Annotated in this window: 32 protein-coding genes; all 32 read left to right on the top strand. The window is 39.8% G+C overall.

Features of this window, described 5'->3' with window-relative positions; all coding sequences use genetic code 11:
• Positions 1-25: 25 nt before the first annotated feature.
• The 32 genes from rplL (at position 26) to rpsM (ending at position 23,763) form a co-directional block, all read left to right on the top strand.
• A complete protein-coding gene (rplL, locus tag PZB74_RS01455) occupies positions 26-403 on the top strand; it encodes a 50S ribosomal protein L7/L12 (RefSeq protein WP_302240183.1) in 378 nt (125 codons plus the stop codon).
• Between the two features lie 174 nt (positions 404-577).
• Positions 578-4,453 carry a DNA-directed RNA polymerase subunit beta gene (gene rpoB, locus PZB74_RS01450; RefSeq protein WP_302240182.1) on the top strand — a complete coding sequence of 1,292 codons (3,876 nt, stop codon included), beginning with the start codon at positions 578-580 and terminating at the stop codon, positions 4,451-4,453.
• 68 nt (positions 4,454-4,521) lie between these two features.
• Positions 4,522-8,850 carry a DNA-directed RNA polymerase subunit beta' gene (rpoC, locus tag PZB74_RS01445; protein ID WP_302240180.1) on the top strand — a complete coding sequence of 1,443 codons (4,329 nt, stop codon included), beginning with the start codon at positions 4,522-4,524 and terminating at the stop codon, positions 8,848-8,850.
• 3 nt (positions 8,851-8,853) lie between these two features.
• A complete protein-coding gene (locus PZB74_RS01440; protein WP_302240178.1) occupies positions 8,854-9,186 on the top strand; it encodes a DUF3467 domain-containing protein in 333 nt (110 codons plus the stop codon).
• 95 nt (positions 9,187-9,281) lie between these two features.
• Positions 9,282-9,656 (top strand): 30S ribosomal protein S12, encoded by a 375-nt coding sequence (gene rpsL / locus PZB74_RS01435; RefSeq protein WP_277477503.1) that lies wholly within the window; start codon positions 9,282-9,284, stop codon positions 9,654-9,656.
• A 6-nt stretch (positions 9,657-9,662) separates the two neighbouring features.
• Positions 9,663-10,130: a 30S ribosomal protein S7 gene (gene rpsG / locus PZB74_RS01430; protein WP_302240176.1), complete on the top strand. Its 468-nt coding sequence runs from the start codon at positions 9,663-9,665 to the stop codon at positions 10,128-10,130.
• A gap of 3 nt (positions 10,131-10,133) precedes the next feature.
• On the top strand, positions 10,134-12,272 hold the full coding sequence (fusA, locus tag PZB74_RS01425; protein WP_302240174.1) for an elongation factor G: 2,139 nt from the start codon (positions 10,134-10,136) through the stop codon (positions 12,270-12,272).
• A gap of 25 nt (positions 12,273-12,297) precedes the next feature.
• Entirely contained in the window at positions 12,298-12,603 is a 306-nt protein-coding gene (rpsJ, locus tag PZB74_RS01420) for a 30S ribosomal protein S10 (RefSeq protein ID WP_277477511.1), read from the top strand.
• A 202-nt stretch (positions 12,604-12,805) separates the two neighbouring features.
• Positions 12,806-13,438: a 50S ribosomal protein L3 gene (rplC, locus tag PZB74_RS01415; RefSeq protein WP_302240173.1), complete on the top strand. Its 633-nt coding sequence runs from the start codon at positions 12,806-12,808 to the stop codon at positions 13,436-13,438.
• 4 nt (positions 13,439-13,442) lie between these two features.
• Positions 13,443-14,084 (top strand): 50S ribosomal protein L4, encoded by a 642-nt coding sequence (gene rplD / locus PZB74_RS01410; protein WP_302240171.1) that lies wholly within the window; start codon positions 13,443-13,445, stop codon positions 14,082-14,084.
• 3 nt (positions 14,085-14,087) lie between these two features.
• On the top strand, positions 14,088-14,375 hold the full coding sequence (gene rplW / locus PZB74_RS01405) for a 50S ribosomal protein L23 (RefSeq protein ID WP_302240169.1): 288 nt from the start codon (positions 14,088-14,090) through the stop codon (positions 14,373-14,375).
• Between the two features lie 24 nt (positions 14,376-14,399).
• Entirely contained in the window at positions 14,400-15,224 is an 825-nt protein-coding gene (gene rplB, locus PZB74_RS01400) for a 50S ribosomal protein L2 (protein WP_302240167.1), read from the top strand.
• Positions 15,225-15,503: a 30S ribosomal protein S19 gene (gene rpsS, locus PZB74_RS01395; protein WP_302240166.1), complete on the top strand. Its 279-nt coding sequence runs from the start codon at positions 15,225-15,227 to the stop codon at positions 15,501-15,503.
• Between the two features lie 2 nt (positions 15,504-15,505).
• A complete protein-coding gene (rplV, locus tag PZB74_RS01390) occupies positions 15,506-15,880 on the top strand; it encodes a 50S ribosomal protein L22 (protein WP_302240164.1) in 375 nt (124 codons plus the stop codon).
• 28 nt (positions 15,881-15,908) lie between these two features.
• Positions 15,909-16,631 carry a 30S ribosomal protein S3 gene (gene rpsC, locus PZB74_RS01385; RefSeq protein WP_302240162.1) on the top strand — a complete coding sequence of 241 codons (723 nt, stop codon included), beginning with the start codon at positions 15,909-15,911 and terminating at the stop codon, positions 16,629-16,631.
• A gap of 41 nt (positions 16,632-16,672) precedes the next feature.
• On the top strand, positions 16,673-17,095 hold the full coding sequence (gene rplP, locus PZB74_RS01380; protein ID WP_302240161.1) for a 50S ribosomal protein L16: 423 nt from the start codon (positions 16,673-16,675) through the stop codon (positions 17,093-17,095).
• Positions 17,096-17,097: 2 nt separating this feature from the next.
• The gene (rpmC, locus tag PZB74_RS01375) at positions 17,098-17,292 is read left to right on the top strand and encodes a 50S ribosomal protein L29 (protein WP_302240159.1); all 195 of its coding nucleotides are present in this window, start codon (positions 17,098-17,100) and stop codon (positions 17,290-17,292) included.
• 7 nt (positions 17,293-17,299) lie between these two features.
• Complete coding sequence (gene rpsQ, locus PZB74_RS01370; RefSeq protein WP_302240158.1) at positions 17,300-17,560, top strand: 30S ribosomal protein S17; 261 nt, start codon at positions 17,300-17,302, stop codon at positions 17,558-17,560.
• 3 nt (positions 17,561-17,563) lie between these two features.
• A complete protein-coding gene (gene rplN / locus PZB74_RS01365) occupies positions 17,564-17,932 on the top strand; it encodes a 50S ribosomal protein L14 (RefSeq protein WP_302240157.1) in 369 nt (122 codons plus the stop codon).
• A gap of 15 nt (positions 17,933-17,947) precedes the next feature.
• Positions 17,948-18,265 carry a 50S ribosomal protein L24 gene (rplX, locus tag PZB74_RS01360; protein WP_302240156.1) on the top strand — a complete coding sequence of 106 codons (318 nt, stop codon included), beginning with the start codon at positions 17,948-17,950 and terminating at the stop codon, positions 18,263-18,265.
• A gap of 2 nt (positions 18,266-18,267) precedes the next feature.
• Positions 18,268-18,852, top strand: a complete 585-nt coding sequence (gene rplE, locus PZB74_RS01355) for a 50S ribosomal protein L5 (protein ID WP_302240154.1) — start codon at positions 18,268-18,270, stop codon at positions 18,850-18,852.
• 5 nt (positions 18,853-18,857) lie between these two features.
• Positions 18,858-19,127 (top strand): 30S ribosomal protein S14, encoded by a 270-nt coding sequence (rpsN, locus tag PZB74_RS01350; RefSeq protein ID WP_302240153.1) that lies wholly within the window; start codon positions 18,858-18,860, stop codon positions 19,125-19,127.
• A 73-nt stretch (positions 19,128-19,200) separates the two neighbouring features.
• A complete protein-coding gene (gene rpsH / locus PZB74_RS01345; RefSeq protein WP_302240151.1) occupies positions 19,201-19,602 on the top strand; it encodes a 30S ribosomal protein S8 in 402 nt (133 codons plus the stop codon).
• A 10-nt stretch (positions 19,603-19,612) separates the two neighbouring features.
• Entirely contained in the window at positions 19,613-20,164 is a 552-nt protein-coding gene (gene rplF, locus PZB74_RS01340; protein WP_302240149.1) for a 50S ribosomal protein L6, read from the top strand.
• A gap of 8 nt (positions 20,165-20,172) precedes the next feature.
• Complete coding sequence (rplR, locus tag PZB74_RS01335) at positions 20,173-20,526, top strand: 50S ribosomal protein L18 (RefSeq protein ID WP_302240148.1); 354 nt, start codon at positions 20,173-20,175, stop codon at positions 20,524-20,526.
• Positions 20,527-20,530: 4 nt separating this feature from the next.
• Entirely contained in the window at positions 20,531-21,046 is a 516-nt protein-coding gene (gene rpsE, locus PZB74_RS01330; protein ID WP_302240147.1) for a 30S ribosomal protein S5, read from the top strand.
• Between the two features lie 4 nt (positions 21,047-21,050).
• Positions 21,051-21,230 (top strand): 50S ribosomal protein L30, encoded by a 180-nt coding sequence (rpmD, locus tag PZB74_RS01325; RefSeq protein ID WP_302240146.1) that lies wholly within the window; start codon positions 21,051-21,053, stop codon positions 21,228-21,230.
• A gap of 4 nt (positions 21,231-21,234) precedes the next feature.
• Entirely contained in the window at positions 21,235-21,681 is a 447-nt protein-coding gene (gene rplO, locus PZB74_RS01320; RefSeq protein ID WP_302240145.1) for a 50S ribosomal protein L15, read from the top strand.
• Positions 21,682-21,685: 4 nt separating this feature from the next.
• Positions 21,686-23,002: a preprotein translocase subunit SecY gene (gene secY / locus PZB74_RS01315; protein ID WP_302240143.1), complete on the top strand. Its 1,317-nt coding sequence runs from the start codon at positions 21,686-21,688 to the stop codon at positions 23,000-23,002.
• A 42-nt stretch (positions 23,003-23,044) separates the two neighbouring features.
• Positions 23,045-23,263 (top strand): translation initiation factor IF-1, encoded by a 219-nt coding sequence (infA, locus tag PZB74_RS01310; protein WP_277477556.1) that lies wholly within the window; start codon positions 23,045-23,047, stop codon positions 23,261-23,263.
• Between the two features lie 3 nt (positions 23,264-23,266).
• On the top strand, positions 23,267-23,383 hold the full coding sequence (gene ykgO / locus PZB74_RS01305) for a type B 50S ribosomal protein L36 (protein ID WP_277477557.1): 117 nt from the start codon (positions 23,267-23,269) through the stop codon (positions 23,381-23,383).
• Positions 23,384-23,385: 2 nt separating this feature from the next.
• Positions 23,386-23,763, top strand: coding sequence for a 30S ribosomal protein S13 (gene rpsM, locus PZB74_RS01300; protein ID WP_302240138.1), 378 nt, complete (start codon positions 23,386-23,388; stop codon positions 23,761-23,763).
• Positions 23,764-23,773 lie beyond the last annotated feature (10 nt).

The raw sequence follows: 23,773 nt of genomic DNA, 5'->3' as shown, positions 1-23,773 counted from the left end.
AAATCAATTTAAATAGCGTTTTAAAATGGCAGACTTGAAAGATTTCGCAGAACAGCTGGTTAACCTTACAGTAAAAGAAGTTAACGAACTTGCTACCATCCTTAAAGAGGAGTATGGTATTGAGCCAGCTGCAGCCGCTGCTCCCGTAGCTGTTGCTGCAGGAGGCGGAGAAGGTGGTGCTGAAGAAGAAAAGACTTCTTTTGACGTAGTACTGAAGTCTCCTGGTGGTTCTAAACTGGCAGTTGTGAAACTTGTTAAGGAATTAACTGGTTTAGGTCTTAAAGAAGCAAAAGAACTTGTTGATGGTGCACCTAAAGAAATTAAAGAAGGTGTAAGCAAAGACGAGGCTGAAGGACTTAAAAAGCAGCTTGAAGAAGCTGGTGCAGAAGTAGAACTTAAGTAATCATTGAAATATTACTAGATTGCTTTGCAATTAGGCCTGGCCGTACAGTCAGGTCTTTTCCTGTTTGTATATACTTTTAAGTCTAGAGGTTACTTGCACTTTTAAGGTTGGTACCTGCAAGTTTTGAAAACTACCTTTTACATTCCAAATAAAACCTTTAAAAACTAGAAGGCTTTGGCTAATTTATATAAACCCACTGAACGCGTCAATTTTGCTTCCATCAAGACTGTACTTGACTATCCAGACTTTCTGGATGTGCAGGTTAAGTCTTTCAAGGACTTCTTGCAAATTGAGACGCCAGCAGAAAGAAGAAGTAATGAGGGGCTTTTCAAAGTGTTCTCCGAGAATTTTCCCATTTCAGATTCTCGTGAAAACTTTGTGCTTGAATTCATTGATTATGTCATTGACCCTCCCAAATATTCTGTAGACGAAAGCATCGACAGAGGACTTACTTTCTCAGTACCTCTTAAAGCTAAACTTCGCCTTTCTTGCAATGATGAGGATAATGAAGACTTTGAAACCATTGAGCAGGAAGTTTTCTTAGGAAATATTCCTTACATGACTGAAAAAGGCTCTTTCATTATTAATGGAGCGGAAAGGGTCATTGTATCGCAGCTACACAGATCACCTGGAGTATTCTTCGCACAAAGTAAACATACCAACGGTACTAAATTATATTCTGCCAGAATTATTCCGTTCAAAGGCTCTTGGATAGAGTTTGCAACTGATGTAAACGGAGTAATGTACGCTTACATTGATAGAAAGAAGAAGTTTCCGGTAACTACCCTACTTAGAGCTATTGGTTATGGTAGCGATAAGGATATACTTGATTTGTTTGGTCTTTCAGAAGAAGTAAAAGCAGATGAGTCTAACCTGAAACAATATGTAGGTAGAAAGCTTGCAGCTCGTGTTTTAAGAACATGGACTGAAGACTTTGTAGATGAAGATACCGGCGAAGTAGTCTCTATAGATAGAAATGAGGTGCTACTTGAGAGAGATTCTGTACTAAGCGAAGAAGATATAGATACTATTACTGAGTCTGGTACAGATTCAATTATTTTGCATAGAGAGGATGTAAATATTACAGATTACTCTATTATATATAATACGCTTCAGAAAGATAACTCAAACTCAGAGAAAGAAGCTGTAGAGCAAATTTATCGTCAGCTTCGTAATACAGAAGCTCCTGATGAACAAACTGCTCGTGATATCATTCAGAGCTTGTTCTTTAGTGATAAAAGATATGATCTGGGTGAAGTAGGACGTTATCGTATCAATAAGAAACTGGATCTGGAAATTGACTCAGACGTACGTGTACTGACTACTGAAGACATCATTAAGATTGTAAAATATCTTATTGGTCTTATCAATTCTCGTGCGGTAGTGGATGATATTGACCACTTAAGCAATAGACGTGTAAGAACAGTGGGCGAGCAGCTTTACAGTCAGTTCGGTGTAGGGCTTGCCCGTATGGCTCGTACCATTAAAGAAAGAATGAATGTTCGTGATAATGAGGACTTTAAGCCAGTTGATTTGATCAACGCGCGTACTTTATCTTCTGTTATCAACTCATTCTTTGGTACCAATCAGCTTTCTCAGTTTATGGATCAAACCAATCCATTAGCTGAAGTTACACATAAGCGTCGTATGTCTGCTTTAGGCCCTGGTGGTCTTTCCAGAGAAAGAGCTGGTTTTGAGGTACGAGATGTGCATTACACCCACTACGGAAGACTTTGTACTATTGAGACACCTGAAGGACCAAACATTGGTCTGATTTCTTCTCTTTGTGTTCATGCTAAAGTGAACCACATGGGCTTTATCGAAACACCTTATCGTAAGGTGGAAGAGGGTAAAGTTGATATGAGTGGAGATGTCCTTTACCTGACAGCAGAAGAAGAAGATACACACAATATTGCTCAGGCTAATGCTCCTCTGGAGACTAACGGTAAATTTGTTAATGAAACAGTAAAAGCTCGTTACGAAGGTGACTTCCCGGTGGTAGAGCCTGGTCAGGTATCTTATATGGACGTAGCGCCTAACCAGATAGTATCGGTAGCAGCATCCATGATTCCATTCTTGGAGCATGATGATGCCAACCGTGCTTTGATGGGATCAAACATGCAGCGTCAGGCTGTTCCATTGTTGAAACCTGAAGCTCCTATCGTAGGTACAGGACTTGAAGCTCGTGTTGCACTAGACTCTAGATCATTAGTACTAGCTGAAGAGGATGGTGTGGTAGAATACGTAGACGGCCGCAAAATAGTAATGCGTTACGATCTGACGGATGAGCAGAGACTTGTAAGCTTTGACGGTGACCTTAAAACTTATACCCTAACCAAGTTCCGTAGAACAAACCAGGATACATGCGTAAACCTGAAGCCCATTGTTCTGAAAGGAGAGCGCGTGAAAAAAGGTCAGCCTTTATGCGAAGGTTATGCAACCGAGAATGGTGAGCTGGCTTTAGGTAGAAATATGAAGGTGGCTTTCATGCCTTGGCAGGGTTACAACTTTGAGGATGCAATTGTAATTTCAGAGAAAGTAGTACGTGATGATATCTTTACTTCTATTCACGTTGAAGAGTTTGAGCTGGAAGTAAGAGATACTAAGCGTGGTGAAGAAGAACTGACTTCTGAAATTCCTAACGTAAGTGAAGAGGCTGTTAAAAACCTTGACGAAAATGGTATTATTAGAGTTGGTGCTGATGTTAAGGAAGGTGATATACTAATTGGTAAGATTACACCTAAGGGTGAAACTGATCCTACTCCTGAAGAAAAACTCCTGAGAGCTATCTTTGGTGATAAAGCGGGAGATGTAAAAGACGCTTCCCTGAAAGCTTCTCCTTCACTAAGAGGTGTAGTAATAGATACTAAACTTTTCTCTCGTCCTAAAAAGGACAAAGAGCTACGTGCCAAGTCAAAGAAGGAAGTAGAAAACCTGAAAGTTAACTACAAAAAAGATCTTCTTGGCCTGAGAGCTACCATGATCAATAAGCTGTCTGGCTTATTAGATGGTAAAACTTCTCAGGGAGTAAAGCACAAGTTTGGAGATGAAATTATTTCTAAGGGGATGAAATTCTCAAGAGCTAATATTGAGAATAATCTCTTCCCTGAAAAGAACATTTACAGAGACGAAAGTAACTATAATGTTCCTGAAGAAGCCAATCTGATCTCTGATCTGATTATAGAGAATTGGACTGAAGATGAGCATGTGAACGAACTGGTGTTTGAAATGGTTAAAAACTACAATCAAACCCGTAATGAGTTAACTGCTCACTTTAAGCGTGAACGCTTCACACTAGAAGTAGGTGATGAATTACCTGCCGGAATTGTTCAACTGGCTAAAGTTTATGTAGCTAAAAAACGTAAACTTAAAGTTGGTGATAAGATGGCTGGACGTCACGGAAACAAAGGTGTGGTTGCAAAAATCGTTCGTGAGGAAGACATGCCTTTCATGGCAGATGGAACTCCTGTAGATATCGTACTAAACCCTCTTGGTGTACCATCTCGTATGAACCTGGGGCAGATTTACGAAACTGTATTAGGCTGGGCTGGTCTTAAACTAGGCAGAAAATACAGCACACCTATCTTTGATGGAGCTTCTCTGGATGATGTATCTAAAGAGCTGAAAGAGGCTGGCCTTCCGGAATTTGGACGTACTGAACTTTACGACGGACTTAGTGGTGAAAAATTTGACCAGAAAGTTACTGTCGGAGTAATTTATATGCTAAAACTTGGTCACCTGGTTGACGATAAAATGCACGCCCGTTCTATCGGACCATACTCTCTCATTACTCAGCAGCCTCTTGGAGGTAAAGCGCAGTTTGGTGGACAACGCTTTGGAGAGATGGAGGTATGGGCATTAGAAGCTTTTGGTGCTTCTCATGTTCTCCAGGAGATACTCACTGTCAAGTCGGATGATGTTGTAGGTAGAGCCAAAGCTTATGAAGCTATTGTAAAAGGTGAAAACCTGCCTAAGCCTAACATCCCTGAGTCTTTCAATGTACTAGTACATGAACTTAGAGGACTAGCGCTAGAAATCACCCTTGACTAACAATTTTGAATGCCCCACATCTAAAATAGGTGTGGGCTTTCTTCCATTTATGAAATAAACATTCACCTATGGCATTCAAGAAAAATAGAAAAATCTCTAACGATTTCTCCAACGTGACTATCAGTCTGGCTTCCCCTGAGTCCATACTGGAGAGCTCTCACGGTGAAGTAACACAACCCGAAACCATTAACTACAGAACCTACAAACCAGAAATGGGTGGTTTGTTTTGCGAGCGTATATTCGGTCCTGTAAAAGATTGGGAGTGTCATTGCGGGAAATACAAGAGAATTAGATATAAAGGAATTATCTGTGACAGATGTGGGGTAGAGGTTACCGAGAAAAAAGTGCGTCGTGAGCGCATGGGGCATATTGAGCTCGTAGTGCCCGTAGCGCATATCTGGTATTTCAGATCTTTACCTAACAAAATAGGTTATCTATTAGGGCTTCCTACTAAGAAGCTTGATCAGATCATCTATTATGAAAGATACGCAGTAATTCAGCCAGGTATTAAAGCAGAAGATGGTATCAGTTACTTAGACTTCCTTACTGAAGATGAGTACCTGGATATTATTGATAAACTTCCTGCGGATAACCAAAAGCTAGATGATACTGACCCTAATAAGTTTATCGCAAAAATGGGAGCAGAAGCGCTTGAAATGCTTTTGGCTCGTCTTGAACTGGATGAACTTTCTTATAGCCTCAGACATCAGGCTCAAACGGATACTTCTCAGCAGCGTAAAGCAGAAGCACTTAAGCGACTGAAAGTAGTTGAGTCTTTCCGTGATGCGAAAACTCGTATAGAAAACCGTCCTGAATGGATGGTCATAAAAATGGTTCCTGTAATTCCGCCAGAATTACGTCCATTGGTACCTTTGGATGGTGGTAGGTTTGCTACCTCTGATTTGAATGACCTGTATCGCAGAGTAATCATTAGAAACAACCGTCTGAAGCGTCTTATAGATATTAAAGCTCCTGAAGTAATTCTTAGAAATGAGAAGAGAATGCTACAGGAAGCCGTAGACTCCTTGTTTGACAACTCACGTAAAGTAAACGCAGTTCGTTCGGATGGTAACCGTGCTCTTAAGTCTTTAAGCGATATGCTTAAAGGTAAGCAAGGTCGTTTCCGTCAAAACCTGCTTGGTAAGCGTGTTGATTATTCTGGTCGTTCAGTAATTGTGGTAGGACCTGAATTGAAAATGCATGAGTGTGGTTTGCCCAAAGATATGGCAGCTGAGCTCTTTAAGCCATTTATTATACGTAAGCTCATTGAGCGTGGTATTGTTAAAACTGTAAAGTCTGCGAAGAAAATTGTAGACCGTAAAGATCCGGTAGTATGGGATATCCTTGAAAATGTATTGAAAGGACACCCTGTTATGCTTAACCGTGCTCCAACACTACACAGACTTGGTATTCAAGCTTTCCAGCCTAAACTTATAGAAGGAAAAGCTATTCAGCTTCATCCATTAGTATGTACAGCATTTAATGCTGACTTTGATGGTGACCAGATGGCGGTTCACGTACCTCTAGGTCATGAGGCTATACTGGAAGCCTCAATGTTGATGTTGTCTTCGCACAATATCATGAACCCTGCGAATGGTGCGCCAATTACAGTGCCTTCACAGGACATGGTATTAGGTCTGTACTATGTGACCAAAGGAAGAAGAAGCACCGATGACCTTAAGGTTGAAGGTGAAGGTATGATGTTCTACTCGCCTGAAGAAGTAATCATTGCTATTAACGAGAAGCGTATCTCTAAGCATGCATATATTAAGGTAAGAGTAAAAGTAAGAGATGAGGAAAGCGGTGAGCTGAGTATGCAAACCGTAGAAACTGTAGCTGGCCGAGTTATATTCAACCAGCTTATTCCTGAGGAAGTAGGGTATGTAAACGAACTATTAACTAAGAAGAAACTACAGCAAATTATTGCTAGAGTATTCAAGATTGCTGGTGTATCTCGCGCCGCTAAATTCTTGGACGATATTAAAGAGCTCGGCTTCCAGTCTGCTTACAAAGGTGGTCTGTCATTCGGACTTGACGATATCGTAGTACCTGAGCAAAAAGATAGTTTGGTAGATCAGGCCAAAGAAGAAGTAGATGCGGTAAGGAACAACTACTTTATGGGTCTAATCACCGATAATGAGCGTTACAATCAGGTAATTGATATCTGGACCAGAGTAAACTCTCAGATCACTTCCGCACTGATGAAGCAGATGGAAGAAGACCGTCAGGGATTTAACTCTATCTATATGATGATGCACTCTGGAGCACGTGGTTCTAGAGAGCAGATCAGACAGTTGGGTGGAATGAGAGGTCTAATGGCTAAGCCTCAAAAGAATTTACAAGGTTCTGTAGGTGAAATTATCGAGAACCCAATCCTTTCAAACTTTAAGGAAGGACTAGACGTAATTGAGTACTTTATCTCTACCCACGGTGCTCGTAAAGGTCTTGCTGATACCGCATTGAAAACTGCGGATGCAGGTTACCTGACCCGTCGTTTAGTAGATGTTGCTCAGGACGTAGTAATCCGCGACGTAGACTGTGGTACAGTAAGAGGGCTGAGAGTAGCTGCTCTTAAAGATAACGAAGAGATCGTTGAACCTCTTTCTGAAAGAATACTAGGTCGTGTGTCTGTAAATGATGAGTACGATCCTGTTTCTGAAGAACTATTAGTAAAATCTGGTCAGGAAATTACTGAGGAAATAGCACAGCGTATTGACAACAGCGGTATAGAAGAGATGGAAATACGCTCTCCTTTAACCTGCGAAACACGTCATGGTATCTGCTCTAAATGCTACGGACGAAACCTGGCTTCGGGCAAAATGGTGCAGATAGGCGAGTCAGTAGGAGTAATTGCTGCTCAGTCAATTGGTGAACCTGGTACACAGCTTACATTGAGAACTTTCCACGTGGGTGGTACAGCATCAAACATTGCGGTAGATGCTATGATCAAATCTAAATTTGATGGTGTGGTTGAGTACGAAGAGATCAAACACCTTAAAACCACCGATGATGAGGGAGAGGAGAAGATTGTGGTTATGGGTAGATCCGGTGAGATTAAAATAGTGGATGAGAAAACTGGAAAAGTGTTCTCTACAAACAACGTACCATACGGCTCATTCCTGAAAGTGAAAGATGGTGAGAAGGTGAAGAAAGGACAGGAGCTATGTAACTGGGATCCGTACAATGCGGTAATCTTATCCGAGTATGAAGGTACGGTTGATTTTGAATCTATTGAGCAGGGAATTACTTATAAGGAAGAATTTGACGAACATACTGGTCACCGTGAGAAGGTAATTACAGAAACGAAGGATAAAACCAAAAACCCTGCTATTGTAATTAACCCTAGTAAAAAGTCGGAGCTGGACGAACCTAAAGGTTACAATATACCAGTAGGAGCTCACTTAGCTGTAGAAAAAGGGGATAAAGTTAGAGCAGGACAGGTACTGGTTAAAATTCCTCGTATGATGAGTAAGTCACGAGATATTACTGGTGGTCTTCCTAGAGTAACTGAACTTTTTGAAGCTCGTAACCCTTCTAACCCTGCTGTGGTAAGTGCTATTAATGGTGCGGTAACCTACGGAGGTGTTAAAAGAGGTAATCGTGAAATCTTCATTGAATCAAAAGATGGTGTTAAGAAAAGGTATTTAGTGCCCCTTTCTAAACACATCCTTGTTCAGGACAATGACTACGTTAAAGCAGGTATGGCATTATCCGATGGTGCTATTACTCCGGCCGATATATTGTCTATCAAAGGACCTACTGCTGTTCAGGAATATCTTGTAGATGAAATTCAGGAAGTTTATCGTCTACAGGGTGTTAAGATTAACGATAAGCATATTGAGGTAATCGTTAGTCAGATGATGCAGAAAGTAGAAATTGTAGACGCTGGAGACACCAGCTTCTTGATGCGTCAGGTAGTTGATAAGTTTAGTTTTAGAGAAGAAAATGACCTGATACTGGATAAAAAAGTAGTATTAGATGCAGGAGACTCTATTAAGCTGAAGCCAGGTATGATTGTTACTCAGCGTCAGCTTAGAGATGAAAACTCTTCACTAAAACGCCAGGATAAGAAAGTGGTACAGGTAAGAGATGCCGAGCCAGCATTGGCAAAGCCTACTCTTCAGGGTATTACTCAAGCTTCTCTGGGTACAGAAAGCTTCTTATCTGCTGCATCATTCCAGGAAACAACCAAAGTTCTAAGTGAAGCCTCTATTCGTGGTAAGCGTGATGAACTTAAAGGGTTGAAAGAAAACATTATTGTTGGCCATCCAATCCCTGCTGGTACTGGAATTCGTAGTTACGACAAAATTATTGTTCACTCTAAAGAAGAGTATGAGCAATTGAAGTCATCTAGAGAGAGCAGAAAAGAAGAAAGTCAAAGTACATTAGAGGCATAATCTATGGCTGAAGACTATAAAGAAGATAAAGCGAACAAGCGTAACCAGATTAACATTGAGCTTTCAGAAGAAATGGCTGAGGGTGAGTATGCTAATCTGGCTACCATCGCTCATTCAAACAGTGAATTCGTGATTGATTTTATCCGCTTAATGCCAGGAACTCCTAAGGCGAAAGTGAAATCACGAATCATTGTTACCCCCGAGCATGCAAGAAGGCTTTTGTTAACACTTAAAGATAACATAGAAAAGTACGAAGAAGCCTTTGGACCGATTAAGCAAAGTGATGACGCTCCGAAATTTCCTATCAACTTTGGTGGGACTGTCGGAGAAGCTTAATTAGTAATTTAAAGGAATTCAATTTGTTTTACATTAACATTATCCGTAAATTTGCACCTTAATTTGCAAAAGCAGTACGTAAACGTAAGAAATTAATGCCCACTATACAGCAATTAGTAAGGAAAGGAAGGAAGAAGTTGACTTCCAAGTCAAAGTCTCCTGCGCTGGATGCTTGTCCTCAAAGACGTGGTGTATGTACAAGAGTGTATACCACTACTCCTAAGAAGCCTAACTCGGCTATGCGTAAAGTAGCCAGGGTAAGGTTGACTAACGGGCGTGAGGTGAACGCCTATATTCCTGGAGAAGGTCATAACCTTCAGGAGCACTCTATAGTCTTAATCCGTGGTGGTAGGGTAAAAGATTTGCCTGGAGTAAGATACCACATTATCAGAGGAGCGTTGGATACCGCTGGTGTAAACGGTAGGCTACAGGCAAGATCTAAGTATGGAGCTAAAAGACCGAAAAAATAATCCACTATGAGGAAGACAAAACCGAAGAAGAGGTATGTATTACCTGATCCTAAATTTAACGACACACAGGTAACTCGCTTTGTAAACTACCTGATGGTAGATGGAAAAAAAAGTGTTTCATATAAAATCTTTTACGATGCAATAAAAATTGTAGAAGATCGAACTAATGAGAACGGATTAGAGGTTTGGAAGAAAGCACTTAGTAACATCACTCCTGCTGTAGAAGTAAAGAGTAGAAGAGTTGGTGGTGCTACGTTTCAGGTGCCTCTTGAGGTTCGTCCGTCAAGAAAGCTGTCTTTAGGAATCAAATGGATGATTCGCTATGCAAGGTTGAGAGGAGAAAAGACTATGGCTCAAAGATTGGCAGGGGAGATCGTAGCGGCTTCTAAAGGTGAAGGTGCTGCTGTGAAGAAGAAAGACGATACTCATAGAATGGCTGAAGCAAATAAGGCGTTCTCACACTTTAAGTTTTAAGAAATGGCAAAGAGAGACTTACGATTTTTACGTAACATAGGTATCATGGCTCACATTGATGCCGGTAAAACTACTACTACTGAGCGTATTCTGTTCTATACTGGTCTTACCCATAAGATTGGTGAGGTGCACGAAGGTGCAGCTACTATGGACTGGATGGAGCAGGAGCAGGAAAGAGGTATTACCATTACTTCTGCTGCTACTACTACCTTCTGGAAATATCCTACAGAACAAGGACAGCCAGTAGATGATACTAAAGATTATCGCGTAAATATAATTGATACTCCTGGTCACGTTGACTTTACTGTAGAAGTAGAGCGTTCTCTTCGTGTACTGGATGGTGCTATTGCTTTATTTTGTGCGGTATCTGGTGTTGAGCCTCAATCTGAAACTGTTTGGCGTCAAGCTGATAAATACAGAGTGCCTAGAATCTGTTTTGTAAACAAAATGGACCGTGCAGGTGCTGATTTCTTTAACGTAATCAAAGAAATCAAAGATAAGCTGAATGCTAAGCCTGTGCCTTTGCAAATTCCTATCGGAGCTGAAGATACTTTCAAAGGTGTAGTAGACCTTATTGTTAATAAAGCAATTATCTGGGATGAGGATAACTTTGGTATGACCTATAAGTATATGGACATACCTGAAGACCTTCAGGAAACTGCTAATGAGTGGCGTCAGAATCTTATTGAATCTGTTGCTGAATATGATGATACTCTATTAGAGAAGTTTTTTGAAGATCCTGACTCAATCTCAGTAGAAGAGATGATGGAGGCTATTCGTAAAGCGGTGATTGATATGTCATTCTCACCTGTTTTATGCGGTTCTGCATTTAAAAACAAAGGTGTTCAGGCATTACTTGATGCAGTTTGTGAGTACTTGCCATCTCCAATAGATCTTCCTCCAGTTACTGGTCACGATCCTGATGATGAAGAGAAGAAAATAACTCGTAAGCCTGATCCTGAAGAGCCTTTTTCAGCGCTTGCGTTTAAAATTGCAACTGACCCTTATGTAGGTAGATTAGCCTTCTTCCGTGTGTATTCTGGTACTCTGGAATCTGGATCTTATATACATAATATGAGAACTGAGAAGAAAGAGCGTATATCTCGTTTACTACAGATGCATGCTAATAAGCAAAATCAGATACCAGCTGTAGAAGCAGGTGATATTGCTGCAGGTGTTGGTTTTAAAGATATCAAAACAGGGGATACACTTACAGATGAAAAGAATAAAATTGTTCTTGAATCAATGACCTTCCCTGAACCAGTAATTGGATACGCTATCGAACCTAAAACACAGGATGATGTGGATAAATTAGGGATGGCCATCTCTAAACTGGTAGAGGAAGATCCTACACTGCAGGTTGAAACTGATCACGAAACAGGTCAGACTATTCTTAGAGGAATGGGTGAGCTTCACTTAGACATCATTATTGACCGTCTAAAGAGAGAGTTCAAAGTTGAAATAAATCAGGGAGCTCCTCAGGTAGCTTATAAAGAAACTATCACTACTACTGTAGAACATAAAGAAGTTTATAAGAAACAGTCTGGTGGTAAAGGTAAATTTGCTGATATCGTGTTTGAACTCGGACCAAGAGAAGATGATAAGGCTGGTTTGGATTTTAACAACGCGATTGTAGGTGGTGTAATTCCTAAAGAATTTATACCGGCAGTACAGAAAGGATTTGAGTCGGCAATGTCCAATGGTCCTTTGGCTGGTTACCCTATAGAGGCAATGAGAGTAAAGCTGTTTCATGGTTCTTACCATGATGTTGACTCTGATGCGCTTTCGTTTGAGATGGCTGCAAGATTAGGCTTTAAGCAGGCCGCTAAGAAAGCTAAGCCTACACTTCTTGAGCCTATTATGGCTGTGGAAGTTGTATGTCCTGAAGAGTACACAGGTCCTGTTACAGGTGATTTGAACAAGAGAAGAGGATTAATGAAAGGTATGGATTCTAAAGGTGGTGCTCAGATTCTTAAAGCTGATGTGCCTTTGTCTGAACTTTTCGGATACATTACAGACCTTAGAACAATTTCTTCTGGTCGTGCTGTAGCAACCCTTACTTTCTCTCACTATGATCCAGTGCCTAGCAACATTGCTGACACTATCATAGCAAAAGCAAATGGTGAAGCAGTAAAAGGTTAGAAACTATTCTGAGTATACAAATATCATGAATCAGAAAATTCGCATAAAACTTAAGTCATACGATCATAACTTAGTGGATAAATCCTCTGAGAAGATAGTACGTGCAGTAAAGACCACAGGTGCTGTAGTAAGCGGTCCTATTCCGCTGCCTACGCGTAAAGAAATCTTTACAGTACTGCGTTCACCGCACGTCAACAAAAAAGCTCGTGAACAATTTCAACTATGCACCTACAAAAGACTGGTAGATATTTATTCTAGCAGTACTAAAACTGTAGACGCATTAATGAAACTTGAACTACCGAGTGGTGTTGATGTAGAGATCAAAGTATAATTTGATACACATATTAATAAGGAGAGCCAATTCTTTAAAGGAATTGGTTCTTTTTTATTATACATAGCACTTCTTTCTTATTAAAAAAATGAGATTGCACCAAATATGACAGTGTAATAATTTGATAAGGAAGAAATAATTATCTAAATTTGCAGTCTTTTACGGAAAAAACGCCTGAAAACAGAAAGTTAATATTTAGAAAATGTCAGGAATAATTGGAAAGAAAATCGGTATGACTAGCGTCTACGGTGCCGATGGACGTAGCGTCGCATGCACGTTGATAGAAGCTGGTCCTTGCGTTATTACGCATGTCAAAAACGAAGATACTGATGGCTATACGGCGGTCCAGCTAGCTTATGGTGAGCGAAAGGAAAAAAGAACACCACGAGCTCTTAAGGGTCATTTTGATAGAGCCAACACTACTCCTAAGAAGAAGATAGTGGAATTCAGAGACTTCAGAGTTGAGTTTGAAGAGGATGTCAAGCTCGGGAAAGAAATTACAGTAGGAGAAGTGTTCCAAGAAGGTGAGTTTCTGGACGCTATAGGTACTTCTAAAGGTAAAGGTTTCCAGGGTGTTGTTAAAAGACACGGCTTTGGTGGTGTGGGGCAGGCTACTCATGGTCAGCATAACCGTGGTAGGGCTCCAGGATCAATCGGTGCTTGCTCTTTTCCTTCTAGAGTATTCAAAGGAATGCGAATGGCAGGTAGAACTGGTGGGAGAAGAGTGAAGGTAATTAACCTTAAGGTGTTGAAAGTAGTGCCAGAAAAGAACTTGATTTTAGTTACCGGTTCTGTGCCAGGTGCAAAAAACTCTTACATCGTACTTGAGAAGTAATATCATGAAAGTTAACGTAAAAAATATCAAGGGAGAAGATACTGGTAAATCAGTAGAGCTGATAGATGATATCTATGCTATCGAGCCTAATGATCATGCTGTGTATCTTGATGTGAAGCAATACCTTGCTAACCAAAGGCAAGGAACTCATAAAGCCAAAGAAAGAGCTGAAATTGCAGGGTCTACCAAGAAGATCAAAAGACAAAAGGGTACTGGTACTGCTCGTGCTGGTAGTATGAAGTCTCCTATTTTCAGAGGAGGAGGGCGTATATTTGGGCCTCGTGTACGTGACTATGGTTTTAAGCTTAACAGAAAGTTAAAGAAACTTGCTCGTAAATCGGCGCTTGCTTATAAAGCTAAAGACGAGAAGCTTACTGTGCTTGAAGGTTTTAATCTTGATGCACCTAAAACTAAATCTTTTCTGGAAATATTAAACGCGCTGTCACTTCAAAACGAAAAAACATTATTCGTACTTGAAGGTGCTAATGACAATGTGTTTTTGTCATCTCGTAACATCCCTAATGCAAAGGTTGTAATAGCTGACAAAATCAATACTTACGAAATTATGAACGCAACTCACCTGGTAATCAGTGAGGCTGCTGTTGAGAAGATTGAATCCATGTTTAACACTAAAGTTGCTGTATAAATTATGGAAATTTTAAAGAAACCTTTGGTAACAGAGAAAATTTCGGAACAGAACGAAAGTGGTAAATATGGTTTTATTGTAGACCGCAAAGCCAATAAGGTTCAGATTCGCGAAGCTGTTGAAAAAATGTATGGTGTTACAGTAGAGAAAGTACGCACCATGAACTATATGGGTAAGGTGAAAAGCCGTTATACAAAAACTCGTGTAGTAAGCGGAAGAAAGCCATCCTTCAAAAAAGCTATTGTACAGGTAGCTGAAGGAGAGATTATTGATTTTTATAGTGGAATATAATTAAGTAAAGAATAGAAGAGTGCTATGGCAGTAAAGAAATTAAGGCCGACAACTCCAGGACAGAGACACAGATTAGCTCCTAGCTTTGCTGATGTAAGCAAGAAGGAACCAGAAAAGTCTCTGCTTGTTACTTTAAAGAAATCAGGCGGAAGAAACAACCAAGGGCGTATGACTATGCGCTATATTGGTGGTGGACATAAGAAGAAAATCCGTATAGTTGATTTCAAAAGAGCGAAGAAAGATGTGCCTGCTACGGTAAAAGCTATTGAGTATGATCCTAACCGTTCAGCTCGCTTGGCTTTATTATACTATGCAGATGGAACAAAATCTTATATCATTGCTCCGGTAGGCATTGAAGTAGGACAGCAAGTAATTGCTGGAGAAAGTGTTGCTCCCGAAGTAGGGAACGCGCTTCCTTTATCAGCGATTCCCTTGGGTACTATTGTACACAATATAGAGCTGACACCAGGTAAAGGTGGTCAGTTGGCAAGAAGCGCTGGTTCATATGCTCAGCTTCTTGCACGTGAAGGTAAGTATGCTACTCTAAAGCTTCCTTCTGGCGAAATGCGTATGGTATTAAGCGTTTGTGTTGCTACTGTAGGTTCTGTTTCTAATGTGGATCATATGAACGAAACCTTAGGTAAAGCAGGTAGAAAGAGATGGAAGGGTAGAAGACCTAGAGTTAGAGGTGTAGTTATGAACCCTGTGGATCACCCTATGGGTGGTGGTGAAGGTAGATCTTCTGGAGGTCATCCTCGCTCAAGAAACGGAATCAAGGCTAAAGGACAAAAAACCAGAACGCCTAAGAAGTATTCTAATCGTTTAATTATCAGTAGAAAGAAAAAATAAATGGCACGCTCTCTAAAGAAAGGACCGTATATAGATTTCCGTTTGGAGAAAAAGGTTGATGCAATGAATCAATCTAATAAAAAGTCTGTGATCAAGACTTGGTCACGTCGTTCCATGGTTTCTCCAGACTTCGTAGGACATACCTTTGCAGTACATAATGGTAATAAGTTTATTCCAGTATATGTAACTGAAAACATGGTAGGACATAAGTTGGGAGAGTTTGCCCCCACTAGAAACTTTCGAGGTCATATCTCTAAGAAAGATAAAGGTAAAAGATAATCATGGAAGCAATAGCCAAGTTAAATAATGTGCCGACCCCACCCCGTAAGATGAGACTAGTTGCGGATATGATTCGTGGGCGTAAAGTAAGCGAGGCTCTCAACATACTTAAGTTTGAGGCTAAGCAAGGAGCTCCTAAGATGGAGAAGTTGTTGTTATCTGCTGTAGCTAACTGGCAGGAGAAGAACGAAGATGCTCGTTTAGAGGATGCTGACCTTTTCATCAAAGAAGTTAAAGTAGATGGAGGTAGAATTCTTAAGAGATTAAGACCTGCTCCTCAGGGACGTGCCCATCGCATTCGTAAGCGCTCAAATCACATTACATTGGTGGTTGATAGCCTGAGTGAAGTGGAGGAAACTACAGACGATAAAGAATAAACAGCATAGAACTAATAAAGTAGCTTAAATGGGACAGAAAATAAATCCTATAGGTTTAAGACTAGGTATTGTAAAAGGTTGGGATTCTAACTGGTATGGCGGTAAGGATTTCTCTAACAAACTAGTTGAAGACCATGAAATAAGAAAATATATAGATGCACGTCTGCCTAGAGGAGGTATATCTAAGGTAGTTATTGAGCGTACGATCAAAAGAATTACTCTAACAATTCATACTGCACGTCCAGGTGTGGTAATTGGTAAAGGCGGTTCTGAAGTAGATCGTTTGAAAGAAGAGCTCAAAAAGCTTACCGGTAAGGAGGTACAGATAAACATCTATGAAATCAAGCGTCCTGAACTTGATGCTAAACTCATTAGTGCTTCTATTGCTCAGCAGCTTGCCGCTCGTATCTCATATCGTCGTGCTATGAAGCAGGCCCTTGCCTCAGCATTACGTGTAGGAGCGCAAGGTATCAAGATTAAAGTTTCTGGTCGTTTAGGCGGGGCAGAAATGGCGCGTACTGAGCAGTATAAAGAAGGAAGAATCCCTTTGCATACACTAAGAGCGGATATAGACTATGCCTTAACTGAAGCCCAAACTGTATACGGAAAAATCGGTGTTAAAGTATGGGTATTTAAAGGTGAGGTTTATGGTAAGAGAGATCTTTCTCCTAACGTTGGCGGTCCTCAGCAAAACAGCGGAGGAAGTGGCGGAGGACGCGGCGAAAGAAGAAGCAGAAGAAGAAAGAAGTAGAAACGATCTCTATTAATTACGGATAATTAACATTCTGAAACATGTTACAGCCGAAAAGAACTAAATATAGAAAAAAGCAAAAAGGAAGAGTTAAAGGTATTGCTCAAAGAGGACATACCATAGCCTTCGGTAATTTTGCTCTTAAAACGCTTGAGCCCGGTTGGATCACCAGCCGTCAAATTGAAGCCGCTCGTATTGCAATGACCCGTTTTATGAAAAGAGAGGGTCAGGTATGGATTCGAATCTTTCCTGATAAGCCAGTTACTAAAAAGCCAGCTGAGGTTCGTATGGGTAAAGGTAAAGGAGCTCCTGAATATTGGGTAGCTGTTGTTAAGCCAGGACGTATCCTTTTTGAAATTACAGGTGTGAGTACAGCAGTAGCTCAGGAAGCACTTAGACTTGCTTCTCAAAAGTTACCTGTAAAAACTAAATTTAGTGTACGTAGAGATTACGCCGGACAATAGTTATGAAAAATTCAGAAATTAAATCTCTTAGCAAAGAAGAGCTTCTAGAGAAATTAGAAGCTGAAAGAGACACGCTCACAAAGCTTAAATTTGCGCATGGTATTTCTCCGATAGAGAATCCCATGAAAATCAAAGCTTCTCGTAAGCTTATCGCCCGTTTGAAAACTGAGTTAAGAGCCAAAGAACTAGTTAAATAAGTGCTTTATGAGTACCGAAAGAAATTTAAGAAAAGAAAGAATTGGTTTGGTTGTCAGCAACAAAATGGATAAGTCAGTTACCGTTGCTGTACAAAGAAAACTTATGCACCCTATTTACGGTAAGTTTATAGGTAAGACGACTAAGTTTACGGCTCATGATGAAAAGAATGAGTGCGGAATAGGCGACAAGGTTAGAATCATGGAAACGAGACCGCTTAGTAAAAGAAAGCGCTGGCGTTTATTAGAAATTATAGAAAGAGCTAAATAAGCAATGATACAGCAAGAATCTAGACTGAATGTAGCGGATAACAGCGGTGCAAAAGAAGTACTTTGCATTCGTGTTTTAGGTGGAACAGGCAAGAGATATGCCTCCGTAGGTGACAAGATAATTGTTACTGTTAAATCCGCGCTTTCTTCAAGCAACCTGAAGAAAGGAACTGTTTCCAGAGCAGTGGTGGTAAGAGCAAAGAAAGAAATTCGTAGAAAGGATGGCTCTTATATTCGTTTTGAGGAAAATGCAGCAGTATTGCTTAACGCGAACGACGAACCTCGTGGAACGCGTATATTCGGACCTGTTGCGCGTGAACTGCGTGAAAAGCAGTTTATGAAAATTGTTTCACTAGCACCTGAGGTCTTATAAAAAGGTAAATCTATTATGAAAAAGCTACATATCAAGAAGGACGATACAGTCAAAGTAATTGCTGGTAATCATAAAGGTCGCACTGCAAAAGTACTTGAAGTCCTTCCTGAAAAGAATAAAGCTATAGTAGAAGGAATTAATATGGTTACTAAACATGTTAAGCCTTCTGCGCAAAATCCTGAAGGGGGTAGAAGCGAGCAGGAAGCACCTATTCATGTAAGCAAACTTATGGTAGTTGATCCGTCCAATGGCGAGCCTTCTCGTATTGGAAGAAAGAAAAATGACCAAGGTAAGCTACAAAGGTATTCTAAGAAAACCGGTGAATTTATTTAAAGATGGCAACTACTACAGAAACATATAAACCAAGGCTTAAGGCAAAATACCATGAGGACATTGTACCCGCGCTGAATGAAAAGTTCGGATATAAATCCATCATGCAGGTTCCGAGAATACAGAAGATCTGTATTAACAAAGGAATTGGAGCAGCCGTAGCAGATAAGAAATTAGTAGATGTAGGAGTAGAAGAGCTTTCTACTATTACAGGTCAGCAGGCCGTTCCTACTTATGCTAAGAAATCAGTCTCTAACTTTAAGCTTCGTGAGGGTATGCCTATTGGTGCTAAAGTTACACTGAGAGGTAATAAGATGTACGAATTTCTTGATCGTCTATTGAATATTGCCCTTCCTAGAGTAAGAGACTTTAGAGGAGTTAATGATAAAGGGTTTGACGGAAGAGGTAATTATACCTTAGGGGTTAAGGAGCAAATCATTTTTCCAGAAATTAGTCTGGATAAAGTTAATCGTATCTCTGGTATGGATATCACATTCGTAACTAATGCTGATACTGACGAAGAGTGCTATGAGTTGTTGAAGTCTTTGGGTATGCCTTTCGCTAATGCTAACAGCGCAAATAATCTATAAATATTATGGCTAGAAAATCAGTAATAGCAAGAGAAAGAAAAAGACAGAGATTAGTTAACAAGTATGCTCAGAAAAGGGCTGAACTTAAAGCTAACGGAGACTACGAAGCATTGGATAAGCTTCCAAAAAATGCTTCGCCTGTGAGATTGCACAATCGTTGCAAATTAACAGGAAGACCTAAAGGATATATGAGAAAGTTCGGAATTTCAAGGGTTACATTCAGAGAAATGGCATCCAATGGAAAAATACCGGGCGTTACTAAAGCAAGTTGGTAAAAGTTTTAGATTACGAAAAAAAAGTTTTACCTTTGCACTTCGTTTTTTCTAGAGCATGTAATATTTATCTATAATGATAACGGATCCCATATCAGATTATTTGACAAGAGTCAGAAATGCCATTAAGGCAAGACATAGAATCGTTGAAGTACCTGCTTCTAATTTAAAGAAGGAGATAACCAAGGTATTATACGATAAGGGATATATTCAAAACTACAAGTTTGAAGATGGTGTAAACCATCAGGGGGTAATTAAGATTGCTCTTAAATACAACCCTAAAAATAAGAATTCAGCAATAGTGCACCTTGAGAGAATCAGTAAGCCTGGTTTGAGAAAGTATGCCAAGGCTGATAGCTTGCCTCGTGTTCTTAATGGACTTGGCTTAGCAATTTTATCTACTTCCAAGGGAGTTATTACTGATAAAGAGGCCAGGGAATTGAATGTTGGAGGTGAAATTCTTTGTTACGTCTATTAAACTATAGGATATGTCACGTATAGGAAAATTAGCCATAGATATACCTCAGGGAATTACAGTAACTAACACCAATAGTGTTGTTACGGTAAAAGGACCTAAGGGTGAGCTTAGCCAGGAGGTTGATAAGGATATTGAAGTAAAAATTGAAGATAACAAAGTAAGTCTTGATCGTCCTACTGAACAAAAGCGCCATAAAGCGTTGCATGGTCTATATCGTGCGCTTATCTTCAATATGATAGAAGGTGTTGATAAAGGTTACCAAAAGCAACTTGAGTTGGTTGGGGTAGGTTATCGTGCTACTGTTCAGCAAAATGTATTGGAGCTTAACTTAGGTTATTCACATAATATTTTTATGAGTTTGCCTGAAGGGATTACAGCTTCTGCTGAAACGGCTAAAGGTAAGAACCCTATTATCACTCTTGAGAGCCACGATAAGCAACTTATTGGACAGGTGGCTGCCAAGATTAAATCATTAAGACCAGTAGAGCCTTATAAAGGTAAGGGTGTGAGATTTGTGGGAGAGAAAATTAGACGTAAGGCTGGTAAGACGGCAAGTAAATAATCAAATCAATGGCTGTTACTAATAAGAAGCTTCAAAGAAGAAATAAAATAAGAAAAAGTATCCGCCGTAAATTGAGCGGTACTTCTGAACGCCCTCGTTTATCTGTATACAAAAGCAATAAGGCGATTTATGCTCAGATTATAAACGATGAGTTGGGTAATACCTTAGCACATGCTACTTCTGTAGAAGTAGAGACAAAGAACGCTAACTTAGATATAGCTAAAGCAGTAGGAAAGAAAATAGCAGAGAAGGCAGTGGCTAATGGTATATCTGAAGTGGTTTTTGATAGAGGAGGTTATATCTACCATGGTAAAGTGAAAGCTTTAGCTGAGGGTGCTAGAGAAGGGGGATTAAAATTTTAATTAAATGGCACAAAACGTAAGATCAGTAAAAGCAAGCGAAATAGACCTTAAAGAACGCGTAGTAGCTATAAAAAGAGTTGCTAAGGTGGTTAAGGGTGGTAGAAGATTTAGCTTTGCAGCTATTGTTGTGGTTGGAAATGGAGATGGCGTTGTTGGTTATGGCTTAGGTAAAGCTAATGAAGTAACTGATGCTATCACTAAAGGTGTAGATGACGCTAAGAAGAACCTTCTTAAAGTACCTATTCTTAAAGGAACTATCCCTCATGAAACCCTTGGTAAGTATGGAGGAGGATTTGTGCTAATTAAACCAGCTTCTCCTGGTACTGGAGTAATTGCTGGTGGTGCTATGCGCGCGGTACTTGAGAGTGCTGGAGTGCATGATGTACTTGCTAAATCAAAAGGATCTTCTAACCCCCATAATGTTGTTAAGGCTACTTTTGATGCATTGGCTAATATGCGAGATCCTTATGCTGTAGCAGAACAAAGAGGTGTTACTTTAGAGAAAGTTTTTAACGGTTGATATTATGGCAAAAATTAAAATTACTCAAGTTAAGAGCGCCATTAAGCGTCCTAAAAAACAGAAAGCTACTATACAGGCTTTAGGTTTAGGGAAAATTAACAAGACCGTTGAAGTAGAGAATACTCCTCAGGTTAGTGGAATGGTGCGTAAAGTTTCTCATTTAGTCAACGTTACTGAAGCATAAACAGATGAACTTACATACAATAAAACCTGCTAAAGGCTCTGTGAAAACCAGAAAGAGAATTGGACGTGGTCCAGGCTCTGGCTTAGGTGGTACTGCAGCTAGAGGTCATAAAGGTGCTAAATCAAGATCAGGGTATAAGAAGAAAGAAGGATTTGAAGGTGGACAGATGCCCTTACAACGTAGAGTTCCTAAGTTTGGATTTAGAAACCCTAATCGTGTAGCTTATGGCACTGTAAACATAGGGCAGTTACAAACTCTTTCTGAAAAAACTGGTGAAAGTAGTTTCACTGTTGAAAGTCTACAGAAGTACGGACTTGTTGGAAAGAATGATAAAGTAAAAATATTAGGAAACGGAGAGCTTAGTGCTAAGCTTGAAGTAGAAGCTCATGCTTTTTCTGCAACTGCTGAAAAGGCTATTGAAGCTGCTGGAGGATCCGTTAAAAAACAATAGAGCCATGAAAAAATTTATTACCACCATACGGAATATCTTTTCTATTGAAGAGCTCAGAACCAGGATTCTAAATACATTAGGGTTCCTTATCATTTTTAGATTAGGATCTTTTGTTGTATTACCTGGTGTAGATCCTTCTCGTCTTGAGGGTGACGCTGGTGGTATATTTGGCTTACTAGATACTTTTCTTGGAGGAGCCTTCAGTAATGCTTCTATTTTTGGTTTAGGAATAATGCCTTATATATCGGCATCTATTGTGATTCAGTTATTAACGGTCGCTGTTCCTTATTTCCAAAGATTGCAAAAAGAAGGTGATTCGGGAAGAAAGAAAATTACTCAGATCACCAGAATACTGACAATCTTTATCACCTTCGGTCAAGGTGTAGGGTATTTATCATACGCTGTGCCTGCCGAGGCTATTATGATTGACAGGTTCTTTTTTACTGTATCCGCGCTAATCATTCTTACGTCAGGAACTATTTTCTGCATGTGGTTAGGAGAAAAAATTACAGATAAGGGAATTGGAAACGGTATATCTATGCTAATAATGATAGGTATTATCTCTCGTTTTCCCGGAGCAATTGTGGCAGAGTTCCTTTCTAAAGGAATGAACGGAGCGCTCCTTTTTGTAATTGAAATTGTAGCTTTATTCTTCGTTGTCATGGCAGCTGTAATGCTGACTCAGGCAGTAAGACGAATACCCGTACAATATGCCAAGCAGGTAGTAGGTAACAAAGTCTATGGCGGACAGCGTCAGTATATTCCTTTAAAAGTAAATGCCTCTGGTGTAATGCCTATCATCTTTGCTCAATCCCTTATGTTTCTACCTGGTTTAATAGCCAGTATTTGGGCAGATAACAACGATATAGCGGCAGCAATTGGAAGTACTTTCGCAGATTTTACTTCTTGGCAGTATAATTTAGTATTTGGAATTTTAATTATTCTATTTACGTTCTTCTACACCGCAATCACGATTAACTCAAAGCAGATCGCGGACGATATGAAAAGAAACGGTGGATTTGTTCCTGGTGTAAAACCGGGTCAACCTACTGCAGAGTTTATAGATTCCGTACTTTCTAGAATCACTTTGCCTGGCTCTTTATTCTTGGCTATTATCGCCATTATGCCAGCCATTGCAAGCGTAGCTGGTATTACTACTGAGTTTGCTTATTTCTATGGAGGTACTTCTCTTCTAATTATGGTAGGAGTAATTCTAGATACTTTACAGCAGATAGAAAGTTACTTGCTTATGCGTCATTATGAAGGAATGATGAAGTCAGGGCGCATTAAAGGTAGGTCTGAAAATGCTGCTGTTGCATAAAATTATCTTATATAACTTTTTTAAACTTTAGAAAAAGCAACTATGGCTAAACAAGCATCCATTGAGCAAGATGGCACTATAACCGAAGCATTATCAAATGCAATGTTTAGAGTTGAGCTTGAAAATGGCCACCAGGTGATCGCGCATATATCTGGTAAGATGAGAATGAATTACATTAAGATATTACCTGGTGACAGAGTAAAACTTGAAATGTCACCTTATGATTTAACTAAAGGAAGGATAGTATACAGATATAAGTAAACTATGAAAGTAAAAGCATCTATTAAAAAGCGCAGTTCCGACTGTAAAATTGTCCGAAGAAAGGGCAAGTTGTACGTTATTAATAAAAAGAACCCTAGATTTAAGCAAAGACAAGGTTAATTATGGCAAGAATTGCAGGCGTAGATATCCCCGATAATAAAAGAGGAGAAATAGGTTTAACCTATATCTTCGGCATTGGTAGAAGCACTGCTCAGCAGATTCTTACTGAAGCTGGTATTGACCTTAACAAAAAAGTTGGTGAGTGGACTGATGATGAGTCTAATGCTATACGTTCGATCATTGCCAATGAATTGAAGGTTGAGGGTGTTCTTAAGTCAGAAGTACAAATGAGTATTAAACGACTTATGGATATAGGTTGTTACCGTGGACTTAGACATAGAAGAGGTCTTCCTGTTAGAGGACAAAAGACTAAGAATAATGCCCGTACCCGTAAAGGTAAGCGTAAGACTGTTGCAAATAAAAAGAAAGCTACTAAGTAGAGTTAAATAG

Source organism: Porifericola rhodea (assembly GCF_030506305.1).
Taxonomy (GTDB): domain Bacteria; phylum Bacteroidota; class Bacteroidia; order Cytophagales; family Cyclobacteriaceae; genus Catalinimonas; species Catalinimonas rhodea.
Note: the sequence above shows the minus strand (reverse complement) of the source record. Positions and strands in the feature narration are given on the sequence as shown.